The organism is Salmonella sp. SJTUF14076, from assembly GCF_015534835.1.
GTDB classification, from domain to species: Bacteria; Pseudomonadota; Gammaproteobacteria; order Enterobacterales; family Enterobacteriaceae; genus Salmonella; species Salmonella enterica.
Window position 1 is genome coordinate 36166 of sequence record NZ_CP064676.1, and the last position, 17603, is coordinate 53768.

Annotated in this window: 17 protein-coding genes and 1 pseudogene; 4 read left to right on the forward strand and 14 right to left on the reverse strand. The window is 47.6% G+C overall.

From position 1 onward, the window contains the following. The first annotated feature begins 27 nt into the window (after positions 1–27). Positions 28–1236 (forward strand): RNA-guided endonuclease InsQ/TnpB family protein, encoded by a 1209-nt coding sequence (locus tag HU143_RS23950; protein WP_072649191.1) that lies wholly within the window; start codon positions 28–30, stop codon positions 1234–1236. Positions 1237–1275: 39 nt separating this feature from the next. Here HU143_RS23950 and HU143_RS23955 read toward each other — a convergent pair whose 3' ends face one another. The 6 genes from HU143_RS23955 to HU143_RS23980 form a co-directional block, all read right to left on the reverse strand. Further along, the gene (locus tag HU143_RS23955; protein ID WP_072649192.1) at positions 1276–1641 is read right to left on the reverse strand and encodes a ddrA; all 366 of its coding nucleotides are present in this window, start codon (positions 1639–1641) and stop codon (positions 1276–1278) included. Next, complete coding sequence (locus tag HU143_RS23960; RefSeq protein WP_072649193.1) at positions 1638–3557, reverse strand: hypothetical protein; 1920 nt, start codon at positions 3555–3557, stop codon at positions 1638–1640. Before HU143_RS23960 ends, HU143_RS23955 begins: the two co-directional genes overlap by 4 nt. A 1-nt stretch (position 3558) precedes the next feature. Next, positions 3559–4161: a hypothetical protein gene (locus HU143_RS23965; protein WP_001361621.1), complete on the reverse strand. Its 603-nt coding sequence runs from the start codon at positions 4159–4161 to the stop codon at positions 3559–3561. After that, complete coding sequence (locus HU143_RS23970; RefSeq protein ID WP_000580776.1) at positions 4148–4591, reverse strand: hypothetical protein; 444 nt, start codon at positions 4589–4591, stop codon at positions 4148–4150. The genes HU143_RS23965 and HU143_RS23970 overlap by 14 nt, the downstream gene beginning before the upstream one ends. Further along, positions 4588–4917 (reverse strand): phage holin family protein, encoded by a 330-nt coding sequence (locus HU143_RS23975; protein WP_000887652.1) that lies wholly within the window; start codon positions 4915–4917, stop codon positions 4588–4590. The genes HU143_RS23970 and HU143_RS23975 overlap by 4 nt, the downstream gene beginning before the upstream one ends. 67 nt (positions 4918–4984) lie before the next feature. Beyond that, positions 4985–5266 carry a phage holin family protein gene (locus HU143_RS23980; RefSeq protein ID WP_024139117.1) on the reverse strand — a complete coding sequence of 94 codons (282 nt, stop codon included), beginning with the start codon at positions 5264–5266 and terminating at the stop codon, positions 4985–4987. Positions 5267–5393: 127 nt separating this feature from the next. On the opposite strand from HU143_RS23980, the pseudogene HU143_RS23985 reads away from it, so the two are divergent. Further along, positions 5394–5659, forward strand: a pseudogene (locus HU143_RS23985) (recombinase family protein); the annotation flags it as partial. Positions 5660–5749: 90 nt separating this feature from the next. On the opposite strand, the gene HU143_RS23990 reads toward HU143_RS23985, so the two are convergent. Continuing rightward, positions 5750–6331 (reverse strand): recombinase family protein, encoded by a 582-nt coding sequence (locus HU143_RS23990; RefSeq protein WP_001749380.1) that lies wholly within the window; start codon positions 6329–6331, stop codon positions 5750–5752. Positions 6332–6346: 15 nt separating this feature from the next. Between HU143_RS23990 and HU143_RS24000 the strand changes: the two genes are divergently transcribed. Together HU143_RS24000 and HU143_RS24005 are read left to right on the forward strand one after the other, a co-directional pair. After that, positions 6347–7390, forward strand: a complete 1044-nt coding sequence (locus HU143_RS24000) for a gp53-like domain-containing protein (protein WP_229037458.1) — start codon at positions 6347–6349, stop codon at positions 7388–7390. Position 7391: 1 nt separating this feature from the next. Next, complete coding sequence (locus HU143_RS24005) at positions 7392–7799, forward strand: tail fiber assembly protein (RefSeq protein WP_001747940.1); 408 nt, start codon at positions 7392–7394, stop codon at positions 7797–7799. A 3-nt stretch (positions 7800–7802) separates the two neighbouring features. On the opposite strand, the gene HU143_RS24010 is transcribed toward HU143_RS24005, so the two are convergent. The 7 genes from HU143_RS24010 to HU143_RS24040 form a co-directional block, all read right to left on the reverse strand. Further along, positions 7803–8420 carry a tail fiber assembly protein gene (locus HU143_RS24010; protein ID WP_006678265.1) on the reverse strand — a complete coding sequence of 206 codons (618 nt, stop codon included), beginning with the start codon at positions 8418–8420 and terminating at the stop codon, positions 7803–7805. Then, a complete protein-coding gene (locus tag HU143_RS24015; protein ID WP_185191093.1) occupies positions 8390–10993 on the reverse strand; it encodes a tail fiber protein in 2604 nt (867 codons plus the stop codon). The genes HU143_RS24010 and HU143_RS24015 overlap by 31 nt, the downstream gene beginning before the upstream one ends. A gap of 11 nt (positions 10994–11004) precedes the next feature. Then, on the reverse strand, positions 11005–11439 hold the full coding sequence (locus HU143_RS24020) for a hypothetical protein (protein ID WP_001286326.1): 435 nt from the start codon (positions 11437–11439) through the stop codon (positions 11005–11007). Between the two features lie 78 nt (positions 11440–11517). Beyond that, positions 11518–12354 carry a hypothetical protein gene (locus HU143_RS24025; RefSeq protein ID WP_001189832.1) on the reverse strand — a complete coding sequence of 279 codons (837 nt, stop codon included), beginning with the start codon at positions 12352–12354 and terminating at the stop codon, positions 11518–11520. Then, positions 12354–13787 carry a bleomycin hydrolase gene (locus HU143_RS24030; RefSeq protein WP_000047923.1) on the reverse strand — a complete coding sequence of 478 codons (1434 nt, stop codon included), beginning with the start codon at positions 13785–13787 and terminating at the stop codon, positions 12354–12356. The genes HU143_RS24025 and HU143_RS24030 overlap by 1 nt, the downstream gene beginning before the upstream one ends. After that, positions 13784–14140 carry a hypothetical protein gene (locus HU143_RS24035; RefSeq protein ID WP_000002800.1) on the reverse strand — a complete coding sequence of 119 codons (357 nt, stop codon included), beginning with the start codon at positions 14138–14140 and terminating at the stop codon, positions 13784–13786. Before HU143_RS24035 ends, HU143_RS24030 begins: the two co-directional genes overlap by 4 nt. Beyond that, positions 14140–17553, reverse strand: coding sequence for a lytic transglycosylase domain-containing protein (locus HU143_RS24040; RefSeq protein ID WP_072649171.1), 3414 nt, complete (start codon positions 17551–17553; stop codon positions 14140–14142). The genes HU143_RS24035 and HU143_RS24040 overlap by 1 nt, the downstream gene beginning before the upstream one ends. Positions 17554–17603 lie beyond the last annotated feature (50 nt).

Genomic DNA, 17603 nt, shown 5'->3' on the forward strand with positions numbered 1-17603 from the left:
CCGGCTATTTTTGCTTAAAATAGTGACATGAAACAACAGGTGTCATTCAAATTCCGATTAAGACCAGATGGTCAACAGGAGCGTGAAATGAGGCGCTTCGCAGGCGCATGTCGTTTCGTTTTCAATCGTGCTCTGGCGCTTCAGAATGAGAATCATGAGGCCGGTAAAAAATACATCCCTTACACGAAAATGGCTTCCTGGTTGGTTGAGTGGAAAAAAGACACTGAAACCGAATGGCTTAAAGATTCTCCCTCACAGCCATTGCAACAGTCACTGAAAGACCTTGAGCGGGCTTACAAAAACTTCTTCCAGAATCGGGCTGCTTTTCCCCGATTCAAAAAGCGGGGACAGAATGATGCATTCCGCTACCCGCAGGGCGTTAAGCTCGATCAGGAAAACAGCCGTATTTTTCTGCCGAAACTTGGCTGGATGCGCTACCGGAATAGCCGTCAGGTCACGGGTGTTGTGAAAAATGTCACTGTCAGCCAGTCCTGCGGTAAGTGGTACATCAGTATTCAGACAGAAAGAGAGGTATCCACTCCTGTTCACCCTTCAGCATCAATGGTCGGACTGGATGCTGGCGTGGCTAAACTCGCCACGCTGTCAGATGGCACAGTCTTTGAACCTGTAAATAGTTTTCAGAAAAACCAGAAGAAGCTGGCGAGACTTCAGCGACAGTTAAGCCGCAAGGTCAGATTCAGCAACAACTGGCAGATGCAGAAACGCAAAATACAGCGACTGCATTTTCGTATCGCAAACATCCGCAGAGACTACCTTCATAAAATCACAACGATCATCAGCAAAAACCACGCAATGATTGTCATTGAGGATTTGAAGGTTAAATACATGTCAAAGTCAGCGGCGGGTACGATAAGTCAGCCGGGGCGCAATGTCCGGGCAAAATCAGGTTTAAACCGTTCGATACTGGATCAGGGCTGGTATGAAATGCGCCGCCAGCTTGAGTACAAGCAGCTCTGGCGTGGCGGTCAGGTACTGGCAGTGCCGCCAGCGTACACAAGCCAGCGTTGCGCGTGCTGTGGCCATACAGCGAAAGAAAACCGCCTGTCACAAAGTAAATTCGTGTGTCGGGATTGTGGATATACAGCGAACGCCGATGTAAACGGCGCTCGTAACATTTTAGCGGCGGGGCACGCCGTGCTTGCCTGTGGAGGGATGGTGCAGTCAGACCGCCCGTTGAAGCAGGAACCCTCCGAAATGATTCAGGCGACAGCCTGAACATAGCAGGAATCCACACCCCGAAGGGCGTGGAGGATGTCACGCTGCCTCTTTAATGTTGGCGGCTATCCATGCCGCCGTGTGCTGTTTAACCTGGTCCAGGTCGATGTATGTGCCAACATATTGACTCAAATCCTGCAAGGTACCGATAAATGCATCGGTGCTCTGATCGACGAATTTATCAGCCAGGAAATCAGCAACCAGTTTTGGCACGCCATCATGTACCGAAGGTTGTTTTTCCTCGCCACTACTGCCGCCGGACACACCGTACCCCATCTGTTGCATGATCTGGTCAATTTCATCGCTGATATCCAGCAACTCCATGCCACGCGCGGTAGCCGCTTTGGACATCAGAGCATCCAACTTATCGCTGAGATCCATTAACTCAATAGCTGATAGTGTCATGCCGCTACCCCCGCTTTCTGGATTGCTACCAGCAGATCAGCCAGGTGGCGAGCAGCGCCATTAACTAGCTCTTCGTTTTCCTCAAAACGCCCGGCAGCCTGAAGGGCTGCAATCGCTTCCCGGACATTACCCCGGGCGTTACGGATCTCCGCCATGTCAGTGCTTTGCATATCCATCACGTTATTGAGATATTCAATGGCTTTATTAGCCGCTGCATCTGCTTCGCTAACCGTTTCATCAGGCTGTGCCGGGGCAGGTTCTGGCTGAGTAATCTCACCGACTTCGGCCTGCAATGCATTGATCATGCTCTGCACCATTTTCTCGGTGCCAGCGCCCCCCGGAAACGCAATATTGGGGAAAGTTTTTTGAAACTGAGTTTTCAGCATTACGCGGAACTCGTCTGGTGAGCTGGTGGCCAGCTCCAGAGCTTTTTGTGCATATTTGCCAAACGGACCATTAGTAAGTGTCTTCGCCAGGAAGTCGAAAGAATCCTCGTGAGGCAATAACTTCAGGTCGTACTCACTCATTTGCTGATCAGAAAGCGGGGTATCGTAAGTAGCAATGCCGTAGCGTGCATATTCATAATACGGGTCACCTTCATCAGGGCGCGGCAGAATTGCTTTGTTACCTTCAGGTATTGCGCCAGGGGCCGCCGGACGCATTTGCAGGGCATATCGATATGCACCTACAGAGACTTCTGGTTCAGGCGAAGAGCTACCGGTATCCTCCGCTGGTTCAGGTTCGACGTTTTCCGGTTTATGTTCTTCTGGTTGGACCAGGTATTCCGATACATTACCCGCTTTATAGGCTTTAAACAGCTTGCCGATCGCATCTGCCATGTCCACACCCTGTATGGATTTAGCCTTGATCATGTACACGCTGCCATCCGAATCGCTTAACTGGATATACCCTTCGCCGTCCTCAATGAATTGCTTCATTGATGCACCATTACTGAGCGTCACTTCCCCGTTCATATGCATACGATTTTTGATACTGGCAAGGCGATCCGTCAGCGCGCGAGAGTGCCCACCAGTCATCCCCGCTGGAGCAATGGTATCGCGCCCACCAGTGCGATTGAGCTGATCAATCTCCGTCTGCAAACGCTCATTCTCTTCATAAAGAGAATCCGCTTCCGATGCAACAGCGTTAATTTTCTGCTCCAGATCTGCCTTCTGCCCTTCTACCGCTGCCACCTGATCCGCGAGGTCGCTCATGGCATCCTCTTTCTGGTCACTGTCAGCCTGTAGTTGGGTTATTTCATCAACAAGGGCTTTTTTCTTCTTCTGCGCACGCTGGAATTTTGCCGAGTTTTTCTCTGCAAGGTTGGCAAGTTTCATGGTGACCTGCGCCAGCGTCATATCACGTCCACTCATCGGAGCAACGGTGTGAGTAACGTCTTTTTTATTCAGTAAGAACTGGAAAGCAACCAGCGTATCGCTATTGGTGATCCGGTTTTCCGCTGTCGGGCTATGAAACAGAATGCTGATAGTCTGACCATCACTGAGCGGAATAATGGCTGGCAAGACCGGCAGCCCGTTAACGTTACGTGCCCGGCCAATTTCAGCGCCGCCGATCGCGCGCGCGCCGCTCTGGGCCACATCCCCCGTTTTATCACTCCCCGCAGAGATTCCGGTACCATTCAGCTTCTGGTTCAATGCCCGGACAAATGCCTGCATGGTCCGGTGTAACTGCAAACGAGTAGAACTAATCGCCTCCAGTAAATCCGTAGCACACCAGTGGATCGGCGTGTCATAGAAGAACGTAGCCTCGATTTCCTCCAGGGTGTTGGATTCCGTCATCAGATAGCGGTCCTCACCGGCCATTAATGCGCGATATTCATCATCAGTCACTGGCGGGGGAAGCACGTCAAGCCCAGGCTTGATCGTCACCCCTTTATTGATATTGAACTGTTCCATGTTAATTTCCTGCTTTCAGTTGCTTAAGACGGCGTTTGAGTTCGCCATTTCGGGCCTTTTCGTTATTGAGTCGGCCTGTCTCCTTATCCAGCTTCGCCCGCAAATCAGTGATCTGCTGTTGATTGAAAGACACCGAATTCTGCGCGGACTTATAAGCGGCAACCACCTGAGCATTCCGCAGTTTTGCTTCTTGCAGACGCTGAAAGTTGGATTTAACTGCCGGTTTCTTGTCTACCGGATTGGCAACACGCTTCGCTTTGGCGATCAGTGATTTCTGGAATTTTGCGGAGTTTTTGCGGGCCGCTTGCCCCATGACGGTACCAAGCGTCTTGATATCCGGCGACTGAGCGTTAGGAATAGCTTTTCCATTCAGCCTCACAGACGATATATCGCCAGTATCGTTTACCTGTATGGCAAGAATTTGTCCGTCGTTAAGAACCAGCTTTGCGGTTTTAACTTTAACGCCATCTTTCGTTGTTGCGCGGTTGCTGGAGTCAACCTCAATTACCGTAACACCGGTTTTATTGATCGCCGCGATAAGGGATTTCAGCCCCTTTTCATTAACCTGGTCAAAATCGACCGTTGCATACTTATTTTTCGTCATCTGACACATCCTGTGCGAGATTTATTACGTAACTTCTGCGGATTTGCTGAGTAACAGGGAAAATCCGATACAACGGGTTAATGAACGAGTCGCCATGCGTAACCATGACGTTGAAATGCCACAGTCGCTCTCCTTTACCCATATATTCAGTGGGTATGTACAACCATTCACTGTTTTCGCCCTGTTCAGCCGACGTCAAACAACGTTGTTCGCCTTCAATCACTGTCGTCGGCTTCTGAACATCGCGGATCCAATATCTGACCGTTGCGCCGCGCAAAAACGGGAATTTAGACCGGTATTTGAACGGCACCCGGATGAAACCCGGTTTAATTTCCACATCACCAAGTTCTAAATGCGTGATGTCCTTGCGTTTTAGCAAATAGCGATCGGCTAAGGCTAACGCAAGAACGCATACACCCCAGCCAATCATTTCCCGCCTCCCTTTTTCACCAAACTTGTAAGAACATTCAGAATGCTATCGATATTCACTCGTTTCATCCCTGAAATCACCTCATGACCGTTATTGCTGGCTATCGTTACCATTAAGTACGTAATTGATAACTCCCAGCCCTCGTGTTGCCCCAATAGGTACGCCACCGCGCCAGCTGTCACTGCAACAAAGATCTCCGTAACCAATCCCAACAAATTGCCAGACTGGCGACCGTCTCGGACATCCATCAGGAACGTGCCTATCCCACCAATTACTGAAAGCAGGAGCGCAATAGCAACTGGAGCTAATTCCTGTGTGTCAAGCACAAGTTCCCTCCTACGTTGTCAGGAGGTAATGGTATGCAAAGTAACTTCTCAACCGGTCATTTGTTGCTTAAGAGGCATTTCTATTGATGTACGAATCGATAATCCTTTGTGACTTTTCAAGAATGAGCCTGTTATTGATGCTGCAAATAATAGTCACGCAATGCTGAAGGCTTTCATCCATGCCCTTATATTCCGCGAAATACATGCCAATAAAGCCTGCAAGTACGGCAGCAATACACTCGGCCAGCAATTGCCTGCATGACGCTTCGTAACGTTTTTCACGAACCCCATTCAGAAACGAATGCACTCCGCCAAAGATAGATAAAAATAAAATTGTTAAGTCAGACATAAAAACCTTGCCAATTTTGAGTTGTTCGTCATTGGGGAACGGTATGTACTTTGTGATTTCCACACATACTGGTTTTTGTTAATTAAAATCCGCAGCTTGCTATAAATAACGATAGTGAGCAGAAAATATGCTAATAGGCTATGTACGCGTATCAACAAATGAACAAAACACTGCTTTGCAACGAAATGCCCTTGAAAGCGCAGGATGTGAGCTGATTTTTGAGGACAAGGCGAGCGGCAAAAAGGCTGAACGCCCAGGGCTAAAAAAGGTTTTGCGTATGCTTTCCAGAGGTGACACCCTGGTCGTATGGGCGTTAGATCATTTTGCGGGCAGCAGCGTTACTTGGTTGTGATGTTGGAAAATGAGGTCTTACAGCGAATTGATTTCATCTCACCTCCTTTACATCAATTCGCCACTATCGAAAAAAACATCGTGGGTTGAGTGTGGCTATTGGGGCACAATCAATCTGTGTTGCCGACCGATTCAATTGGTTTGAGCGTTACTTTCTATGCACGTTCGTTTGGCGGGGTGTTTTTTATACAAAGTTGACAGAGCCACATCGTAGATCAATGCGACCTGCTTGCGGGGGACTCCTTGCGCTAATAAACGTCCGGCCTGCTCCCATTGCTCTGGTGTCAGTTTTGAACGGCGTCCTCCTATCCTGCCGTTAGCCCTTGCCACAGCCAATCCTGCACGCGTTCTTTCAATAATATTTTCCCGCTCCAGCTCTGCAGCCGCACTCAGCATCGTGTAAGCAAAGCGGCCAATTGATGTGCTAATTTTTATCCCTTCTGTAACCGAAATAAACTCAATGTTGTTTGATAAAAAAAAGTTCAGTAACTCAACAAGATGAATCAGAGAACGTCCCATTCGGTCCAGTTTCCAGACAACAACCGTATCGCCAGGCCGCAACACTTTTATCAGCTTATCAAGCCCTGGTCGTTTTGACTTCGCACCGGATATTTTATCTTCAAAAATCCGGTCACATCCTGAACTCCTGAGCGCCTCCAGTTGTAATTCTAAATTTTGGTCAAAAGTTGACACTCTCGCATAACCATATTGCATACTTTATCACCAGCGATTGTTGCTAAAAGCGGGAAAAAATATCGTTCAGACGACACGGAGGCAATTCGCAAAAACCTTGGTTTAGGCGAAACGATAAATCTGGCTGCGGGCGCAGTCCAGAAAACTGGCGATGAGATGAACGGGAAGTTAACCCTGCCACAGACATCTTCCTTCGGCGTGAATACTAATAACACACTGGGCGGTAGTTCCATCGCTATCGGTGATAACGATACCGGGCTCAAAGGGAACGGCGACGGTAATCTGGCATTTATGGCTAACAACGTGCTGGCAGGATATTTTAATGAAAATGAATTGCAGCACAGTAAAAAGATGCTGACTAAAAATTTTCAGGCTCTTGTTGATAATAACTGGCCGGAGGGGGCGGGGGGATTTTCTGGTCAGTTAAGCAGTGAAGCACCGTTTAGTGTACCAATGGTTCACCGTCAGAATAATGATAATAATTTTTTCCCGCTCCTGAAAGGAAAGGTCTCACTGGAGTCTGGCTATCCTGTAGCCGCCTCTTTCGGAATATTAACTAGTGGGAATACTAATTTCCCACAAATTGCAATTCACGCGAAAACAGACTTTGATGTTAACGATAAAATATGGGTATTTGATGTTGCAACCGGAGAATTTCGCGCGCCGGGCAGGATTACAGCTACAGAAATTTTATTGAGCGGTAAAAGCCGTGTTGCTCCTGATGGTAATTTATATGGTGATGTGTGGGGTGGCTGGCTGAATGACTTCCTTAATAACAATTACAACCGCAAAAATACTGCCAGTCTGGGTGATTATGGATGGGTTCGTGACGAAAGCACCGGGTTTATAATGCAATGGGGGACACTTGGTAGCTCAAACGGAACCTACAATTTCCCGCGAGAGTTTCCGGCATCCTGCTTTGCTGTATTTGTCACCAACAATAATCAGCAGGGGGGGGCGGTGGATAACGCGTTTGGATATCCGGTGAGTAAAAGCCAGTTTTTTGCCGCTACAAAAGATTCATCGAGCAGTAATCATATAAATAACTACCCTGTAGCCTGGTTTGCGATTGGGAGATAAAATGAGCGATTATTATTACAGCTTTAAAGAGAAAGGTTTTTTCTACAAGCCGGATACCGAATCGGGAGATTGCCCGACTGATCTAATTCCTCTGACTGATGAACACTACCATGAACTTATGCAGGGTCAGGTGGACGGAAAATATATTGAGCACAGGAAAGGAGGCCCAGTACTGGTTGAACATCGCGAATATACGCCTGAAGAACTGGTTGCACAGGCTGAATCCAGAAAAGCGGAACTCCTTGCCGGAGCAGAGTCAGTCATTGCGCCACTGGCACGGGCAGTAAAACTAAAAATTGCCACAGATGAAGAGATTAAACGGCTGGACGCCTGGGAGCTCTACAGTGTACTGGTAAACCGGGTGGATACCTCAAATCCTGACTGGCCGGATAAGCCAGCCAGCCAGTAGTCGTTATTGTGGTAATTCAGGCCACCTGATTTCCGTGAAGGTGGCTGAGTCTTTCACGCCGCTCAAATCCAGCGTTTTAAGCGCCCTGATATACGCCATCCATTTAGTCAGGCTGGCCTTATCGTCGTCACTTATTTCACCCAACGCCAGTTCGGTTCGCCAGTCGGCAATGGCGCTGTTAGCGGCATCCAGTAGTTTCTGTCGGGTGGTTTCGGCCTTAGCCTGATAATCCACCGGAACGGGTAAAACCTTACCATCCCTGTACAACCATGAGCCATCACCACGGCAATCATCAGGACAGTCAGCAGCGTCTATTTCCGCAACAGACATATTAACCGGCCACAACATTGATACAGAATATGTGTTGCCACGTTGCGGGACTGGCTTATTAACAACACCCCAGATAACCCCTTCATGGTCGTACATTATTTTTGCAGTATCATCAGAAAATAATGACTGACACTCATACCAGTCCTGTCCGTCGTCTGACTTCAGAAAATATGCACCTATATTTATTTCGGCCTGAGTTTTCCCCCTGTTTACAGGCGCGTCAGTCAGTCTGAAATTTTTGATATTCTGATATTTTTTCATTATACCGTTCCCCCTTGTACGGTATACCACTGATTCCCGACTCGTTTTTGCAAAGGCGCATAATTAATACCATCAATATTTTCGCCCTGATAATCTTTCCAGACGGAGGTAACTACATATCCGGGAGTGTTAGGCCATGACCCTGCATTGTTCCAGGTAGTCACTGATGTGCCGGCCCCTAACTGAACATCTAAGACGAGATTATTATTAATCCAGGTACTTAACCAGCCATTTCCCCATAGCGAACCAAAGATATCACCGTTATTCTGATAGATGGCCCCGCCTGCACGCAGTACGTTAGCGGTGATATCGCCATTGACCGTAAACAGGACTGAACCATCAGGGTTTCGCTGGCTGTATAACTGCCATCCCTGATCATCATCCAGTTCAATTACAGTGGGCCTGTTTGCGTCGCCCCATAATTTAAACGTGGCTGTCATTGTCGAATTATTATTACTCGTTAGTGACAGTTTTTTTTCTTTGCCTGCGCGAATAGCTCCCAGAACCATCATTTCACCGGGAGCGACACGAACGGTGTGCTGGTTGTTCGCGTATGTATCCAGTATCCCGTCACCGTTCTGTTTAAAACCGGTATCGTTATCACCGAGTACAATTGAATTACCGCCCAGTGCATTGTCAGTACCAATGCTTAACGGACCGTTTAGCTGTCCCCCTGTAATCGGCAATGCACCCACATCACCGGCTGTTGGTTTCATCAGACTACTGTAAATTGTATATGTCTGACCGCTGGTTGAGTTTCCCGGCTGTACTGATGAATATTCAGGCGTACTGTGCAACGTGACATTTGCATTACCGGTGTAGTCATATTGCGCAATTAACCAGTACGCATACTGGCCGATATTAATATAAATATCGTAGGTGTCGCCTGATGTATTAACCCATGCGACCTCGTTAGCCGCAGCAGGCGAGCGTCTCCACAACGTGGCAGTTATTCCAACAGGTGAGCCATTACCGGCACGCAATACCAGTTCGCTGATTGCCGCCTGTTCAGGTGAACCAGCGTTAAACCCCGCCCCACCGTACAGTTTAATCACCGCTGTTGATGTAGCCTGCGGCATTACAACCGTGGCGATTTTGAACCAGCCTGATTCACCAAGTGTAATGGTAGTCGATGTTACCGCGCCGATAGTTCTCGCAAATTGTTTTTTGTCCGGAATATCGCCGCCATTCTGCGATTTTTGCAGTGCACCCGCAGCGAGATTTATCGTTTCTCCTAAACCAAGGTATTGGATAACGGCCAGTGTGCTTGTTTTAGCCAGAATATCGCGACCGACTGACGTTAAATCAGTCTGAGCTACCGTATCCTTACCAGTGAAATAAGGCAGTTTGTTTGCACCAGTCGCAAGGCCAGCGAGCGCGGTTAAAGTTGCATCCAGAGGCTGTTTGCCTGCCAGCGCATTTGTCATTGTTGTCGCAAAGTTCGGGTCATTGCCAAGTGCTGCGGCAAGCTCATTCAGGGTATCAAGAGCTTCTGGTGATGAACCAACCAATGCGGATATGGCAGCTCTTACATAAGCGGTCGTAGCAATCTGCGTATTATTTGTGCCCTGTGCGGCGGTCGGCGCAGTAGGGACACCCGTTAATGCAGGGCTTGCCAAAGGCGCTTTGAGAGCCAGGGCATTGTTGATAGTTGTGCTGAAATTCGGGTCGTTATTGATCGCAGCAGCTATTTCTTTAAGTGTATCCAGTGTGCCAGGTGCACCGTTGATAAGTGCAGTTATAGCTGCCTTAACAAAGGCTGTATTTGCTATCTGCGTGCTGTTTGTACCTTGCGCTGCCGTCGGCGCGCTTGGCGTTCCTGTCAGACTCGGGCTTTCTATTGGCGCTTTGGTATCAGCAAGATCTTTTACAGACTTAACGGCTTTAGGGGTAGCCGCCATTGTTTCGCTGTCGCTGTTAGTTTCGCTACTGAGCTGAACTAATCCCTTTTGCGTTGTGCTTGCATCCTGCGCCGTATACTTGCTTTTCGCCAGATCGTAGGCTTTTTTAACTGCCAGCGAACTTGCAGCAACATCACTTCTGCTACTGGTTACAGAGTCTGAAATATCAATGCCGATCGTGCGGTTAATACGCTCGGATGTATCAATCATCTCCTGGGTAATGGCTGATACGCCAGCAGGGATATTCACCGTACAAACAAGCAGCTCTCCATCTCCTAACTGATATGAATCGGTATAGGTTCTGGCAACAAATTCAGCCGCATGAATATGTGACGCGGTATTCACCTGATAGGTATCTTCTCCAAGGAGGTATCTTCCCTTCAGCACAATTGCATATTTCTTGCCTGCACTAAGTGCAAGAGAAATATCCTTACGTTGCTGAATAGTTACCTGGTAGAATTCACCAATATCCACCGACGCCGCGCCTGCGGTTTTATCACCATCCACTGAGGTGATTAACAGGTTCATCCCACCGCCAGGCTTAGGTAAGAAACCGGCATAAAATCCCGGGTCAACAATCCCCCTGAATTTTCGGTTTAGCGCGGCTGACAGATATGGTTCGTGGTATTGCACATCAGCCACCAGAGCCAACGACTCGGGTGATGGGTAAGTAACTGATGTAACAACTGTAACGTCATTCATCAAGCATATCCTTATGCTGTTGTCGTGTTTATGGCCATAACTGCGGTATATGTTTTGCCCACATACAGCGAGTCTTCTTGGACACAAATAATGGCGATTGGCTTATTCTCGTTATCCAGAACAACCAGAGTGTTGAATGGGTAGTTTTTCCCTTCCTGCAACTGACTTTGATCAAGGTCCATTCGGACAGTAATTATCCCGCCTGAGTAGGTTGGGACGAGGTTGATGGTGCAAAATTGACTGGTCAGTTCTGCCAGATCGAAAGCCTTTGGCAGTTCTCCAATCTCATAAGTGCCATCTCCTTTCTTAGTAACCAGTGAACTGGTACCGAAAACGGCCTTGCTGATTAAAAATCGAGAGCCTTTGTTAATGGACGATTCAGCGCGCCGCTGATAGTAATAGTCCAACAACTGACTCTTATAGAGGTTTGTTGAGACGTCAGACATGATTTTCCCTAATCAATGTTGTGAAGCCTCATTGTAAGATAAGTAACTTGTCACCCCGCCCTGCGGACGGGGTGATTGTCACGCATCGCTATCCAACAGCAAATCATCTGCGCGGGTGCGATCAAACGTAGGCGTTGCTTTCACAATAGTGCCGCCCGGCGTTGCAGTGATCGGGGCGTTAATCGACGTAACTTCAGTAAGCGAAGTTGTATCCGAAGTTTCAAACCAGCAGAATGCTTTTTCGGTATCAGAAATCTCATTCAAAGTGATCATGTCGGCCTGTTCATTTACAACAACCGACAAATAGAGCGTAAGCCCATCAAACACTATATGCAGTGGCAGTAGAGGCTTTACGAACTGATTAAACTTTCTGAGAATTTCTTCTGTAATTGCGGACTGATCTATCGTTCCAGTAATACCCATTGTCCGGGCCAGGTCGTTTATGGGAATACTGATCATTCCTCTGGAAGTCAGAAACATCTCGCCGAATGTGCCGCCGGTGGTTTCCAGTGTGCTTTCTGGAATCAGGACCGTGCCATAGGGATGACGTTCAAAGTCCACCGGAGCATATATGGGATCCCATAAAACCGATATACCGTTAAATTCGCGATAAATTGTCTGGTTTATAGGGCGTTCAGTACCCTTAAAATGGATCTCATCAAACCGCTGTTGTAACAACATCGGAACGGAAGATGAATTCGACGTTCTGATAGTAAAAAACTGGCCAAGTTCATTTGTCCTAGTCTCCAGATCCTCCTTGCTCATGGAGAAAATAGACTTCCGGTTGGTAATTCGCTCCAACCATGGGTCAACAAAGGTGTCCATCATTGACTGAACCAAATCAGCCAATGATTTATAAAGTAATGACTTTTGCTTAGCTGATGTAAGCCGGTTATTAAACCAGGAACGCTGCATCACTCCTCCTCATACGAAATATTAAAGGTGGAGTTTTCTGTATCCAGATAAACGAAATCGTAAAAGCCGTTGGACTCATTCCACTCGACAAATTCCAGATAAAAGTCGCGGAAATAACCCAGCGTTTCGATAAATGCCCAAACGTCTTTTTTCTTGATTAGGATGTACTTGCCGACACGGTTCGGATCAAAGAAAGTTGAGTCACGCCCAAATTTTGTTTCCAGTGCCGACTTCAGCTCATCAGTCACGTTCTCAATGGTCAGGCTTGCCGATATCCGCCCAGTGATGGTGATCTTAAAGGGTAGTTTTCTGACCTCTTTATACGAGAATTTCTTGTTCAACTCATTCGGCACCTTCTTAAAGGCAGCCAGGATCATTTCTTCAAGCTCTGACTGGCTTTTGTTTGGATGCCATCCTGAAATAAATATCTTATTGATATTCCGAACATTATAAGCACCATCTAATTTCTCTTGCTGGCCTTCGCCCCATGCCTTTACCCAGGACAGTCCCGGGATGTTACGCACCAGAAAATACGTATAGTCCCCGCCCCATACGACCTGATCATCATAGGCAAGGTAATATTGTGCACGATTACGTGTGATCTCCGTTGTTTCGGCATCGGTACCTGCGGTTATGGGTGTCGTTGTCTTAACTGAAATCAAATTAGCTAAATTAGCCGCAGAATCGACAGGAGTCAGGTTTTGGCCAGCAACCAGGGTTATATCTCCGTTGGTGCACCATACCTTAAGTGTAATGGTCGAGCCTTCTGGCGGTATTTGCCCAATTAGCCCATCACCGAATCGAACCCCCAACTGCTCGGATGGCTTATAAAACTCAACGTAGACCTGGCTTTTACTACCGGCTAACCGGAACATAGTGCTGGAAGACCACTGCGTGGTCTTACCATCGGTCGTCACGAATACTTCCAGCTTATAGCAGACAGCAGTGAGAGCCTTTGATAACACGACTTCCAGAAATTCTTTGGCTGCCGTAACGGTATATGTCACCTCCTGGATTTCCAACTGTGCCACTTCTACCGTACCGGTGCCGTCAACCAACCTGCATACATCCATAGTCATGTAAGGGTACTGGTCGTCAGATATTAAAGGCATATTTTTGGGGATTACCGCTGGGGCATCTTCACTTGTGGCGGTGATCTCAATCATCCCCGATGACGGTGTTGGCTTGGTACCAACATAACTGTTCGTTTCTGCCGCAGCCAGGATAGAGGAACGCCGCGTCGCGGTCGATATAAAGCCTTCAGCCAGCGCCGCATCGGCATACTGAAAGCACCTGTAGACAATCTGGGTAATAAACAATGTCAGCATCGAGACAAATTGAGAGCCGACAAACTTCGACCAGAATGAATCTTTCTCGACAAGCTCTTCAAACTCTGCACGAATACTGTCTTTAGTCGGTGTTGTTTTACTCATAGCACCACGTCCTGTGTGATAGTTATATCCCTGATACGAATGGATATTTTCAACTTATCAAAAGCATCTCCCTCGGCTACTGACAAGCCAGAAATCGGTATGTCGGGTAAATCTACCGTCAGTTTTTGCAAAAGCATTGCCTCAACCGCAATTTGAACATGCGACAAGTTGGTCGGTTCGTGTTTAAACTGCGGTAAAACATTGCCCCATGACGGATCTCCGTATACCTCACCCTGATAAGTGTTTAGCCACTCATATAAACGAGCGCCCCAGGCCTCCTCCTGGGACTCATACGTTTTTACGCCGGATAACTCCAGCGTCAGCAAAGGATCAATTTCGTTATTGTTGGCCATCAATCAACTCTCGCGTAGTCATTCATCAACGGATCATCAATTGACAGTGGTACCGTGCGCATAACGCCCGGTTGAGGCGTGCTGACCTTTACGACAGTTCCCTGGCCTTTCGCCGAGTCTTTAGTGTGCTCTTCAATCCTGGCAAGCAATGAGGTCATCTGCGCAAACAGCCGCTTCGTTTCACCATCAAGTGAAACGGTATTATCAGCCAACTGCATTGTCGGCTTGGCACCGGAGCCGCCAAGGTCACTAATAACCTGTCCGTCTATCTGCATACGACCGGTTGGTTGCTGCAAATCGTTGGCGGCAGTCGTCATCTGGGACGTGGAAGCTGGTTGAGGAGAATTATTTGAGCGCATTCCCCGGGCATTAATGAGTTTGTCATACAGTCCATCAATCCCCATTTGTGCGCCGAGCTGGTCAAAGTAACTTGAGTTGTTGGCCACCGGACGTGCCTCTTCAACTGGCATAGGTGTATCAACATACACATTGCCAGCTGCCGTTGCGGTTCCCCTTCCTCGTGCACGTTCTTCGAGGGTTCCCTGGACGACTTCCCGACGCATCCCCCGGCCATTCAGGAATTTGCTGGCCAGATCGTTCACCCCCGTAAGTTCACCAATCCGGTCTACTAATCCCCCTTTTTCAAACGGGTTTTCGCCAGGGGTAAACGCCAGGCCCGTAGACTGATCAACAAAGGCGTTTTCAGGAAGGTTATCCATTCTTGGTGATTGGCCACTTTGTTGCGGTCTTCCCCCTTGTGTTCCTGCTCTAGGTGTATATATTTCACCACCTAAATAGCGAGCACGATGAGTATTGACCCTGATCGCATACTCGCGATTTTCCTTCGATAAGTCACCTGTGCCTTTTTTCCAGTTGTTAATAGTTCTGAAACCAGCGTTATATGCGGTGATGGCCTCGTTCCAATCTCCCTTGGCTTGTTTCAAATACTTGCTCATTAGAAGAGCCGCAGCTTCTGCCGATTTTTCCGGATTAAAAGAATCTTCCCGGGATAATCCAGTTTCCTTACGAGCAATGTCCGTAAACTGAAACATTCCTAGCGCACCAGTTTTGGATTTTGCATACGGATTGCCATTAGATTCAGTAGCTGCAATAGAATGAAGAGTGCCTTCAGGAAGGCCATATTTATTCTCTAGTTCAGCAAAATACGGAGCCAGCTTATCGAGATTTGCCTTACCTTCAGCGCCAAGGCTTCCGACTTTTACATCTAAGTTGCCATTGTTGTAGGTATCCGCAGCTTTCTGAATGTCATTCCTAGTGCCAGTAGTATTAAGCGACGATGATGATGAGCTATTTTGACCAATAGCATTATCAATTTTCTGCAACGCGCGATTGCCCGTTTCTACGGCATTTGCATTGATAATCTGATTGGCAGTTTCTTTAACTGTTTTATTGCTATCTTTCGCCGTCTCTAGGGATGCATTTACAACACGAGTGACAATATTAGCCTTTTTAGGGGTATATTCAGTCTTAGGAGCATTGTCCTCCTGACTTTCTTTAGCTGGTGTTTTTAATTCAGGTGTAACCTCTTTCGCATCCGCTTTGTTGACTAGCTTTGATGCAACCCAGGCCACAGGGGTGCTCTGAACAGCGGCATCGGCAACCTTACCAGGAAGCTCTTTTGCGGCATTCCATAGATTACTACCAGCCTCTTTAATGTATTTTCCCGGGTTCTTAATGAAATCAATTGCACTATCAATTGCATCACTGAAAACCTTTTTCAGGTTATCGACAGTAAAGAAGTCTTTGATGGCGTCTAATTTTTCGTTCAGACTCTTGGTTGTGTCACTGAACCAGGCTGAAATAGCATCGCCAATCTTGGCTGTGTAATCGTTGAATGTTGTGGATATGGTGTCACCAAGGTTAGAAATATATGTTTCTAAATTGGTAATCCCACTATCAATGGCCTGGGCAATACTTTCCGTCGAAAATGATTGCAACATATTGCCGATATCCTCAAATCCAAGTGATTTGAGAACGCCACCAATAGCACTGCTAATACCAGATACCAGTCCTCCCATATCGAGAACGTTAGCCAGTGTATAAGCCGCTTTTTGCTGAAAAGATGGATCTTCCCCATCCTTAAGCCCAAAGGTCCGACGTTGTGCTTCTGTATCATTCCAACCGGTTACCGCATCATAGATACCTCCAGCCACCGTGCCGACTAGCGGAATTGCGCGTAAAGCCCCCTTTGCAAAAGCCTTAACACCTAGTTTCTCCAATCCCTTAGTTGCAAGTTTTCCGGCACCGCGAGTAGCCAATTCGCCAGCTTCTTTGGCAGCAGCTTTTTTCCCACCAAAGCCCAATAAGCTTGCAACTTTTTTTATACCTAAAGCGCCTAGTGCCATCGAGCCAACTTTCTTTAGTGCCCCACGGCCAAAGATAAGGGAAGCAATACCACCGGCCCCCTTCCCTAACAGGCTAAATAATTTGGATAGCAAGCCGCCCTTCTTTTTCCCGGTGTTTTTGGCTATCTGATCAAGGGCGCTGAGAATCTTGTCATTGCCCTCTTTAATTTCGCTGGTCTGATCCTGAAGTTCCTGAACCGTCCGTTTTTGGGTGTTAACCTGAACGACATCGGCACTACTTTGCGATTTACGCCTAAAAAAACCTTTTCTACGGCTGTTATCGTCATTGCCACGAATCACATCGGCAATTGACTTTCTGGCACCATTAAGCGAACCGCCAACTTCTTTTGATATTCCGCCAAGCTCCTTTCCTGCTGCCCACAATGGACCAGCAACGGCATAACCTAACGCATCGACGGCACGAGTCTCTGAAGGGTTACCTATGCCTTCAGCTACTTTTGACAGTTTTTTTAATAAACCTGATTCAGCATTTAGACGCTCATCATCCTCTTTGAGCCTGGCCTTTTCAGCACGTTCAGCACGGGCATCTTCCGCTGCGGCCTTACTCCCTGACTTTCCAATAAAACGACCACGCGCATCGCGTTGGTTTTGGCTTTTTTGCGCACCGCCTTTTTGACCGAACATTTCGCGAGCGTGTTCGGCTGCTTCGGTCCGTTGCGCCTTTACATCTTCTGTTATAGCCTTCTTGCGTCGTTTTTTACCCTTTCGCGTAGTTGATTTGGCCTGCGGTTCCTGTAGAGCAACATCCTCCTGAACTACACGAGAAACGTCCCCTAAATTAAGCCGTTTCATTGCCTCAACAATAGGGTCCACTGATGGCGCATTGGCCACAAAGTCTGGCCGGGAATTTTCGATTGTGCGATTTAATGCCGACACACTGCGAGAGACAGGATCAACTGTAGCAACTCGCCCACCTTTCAAATCTTCAACGGCTTCCCGAATACCTGCAAGCTCTTCCAGCTCTTTTGCGCTGGCGGTTTCAACCGTCCTTATCACATCGTCAATGTTGGCGTTTTTTCTTTCCATGATCTTATCGCCTACCGCTTCGGTTTAAGTTTTTCTTCCAGTTTCTCCAA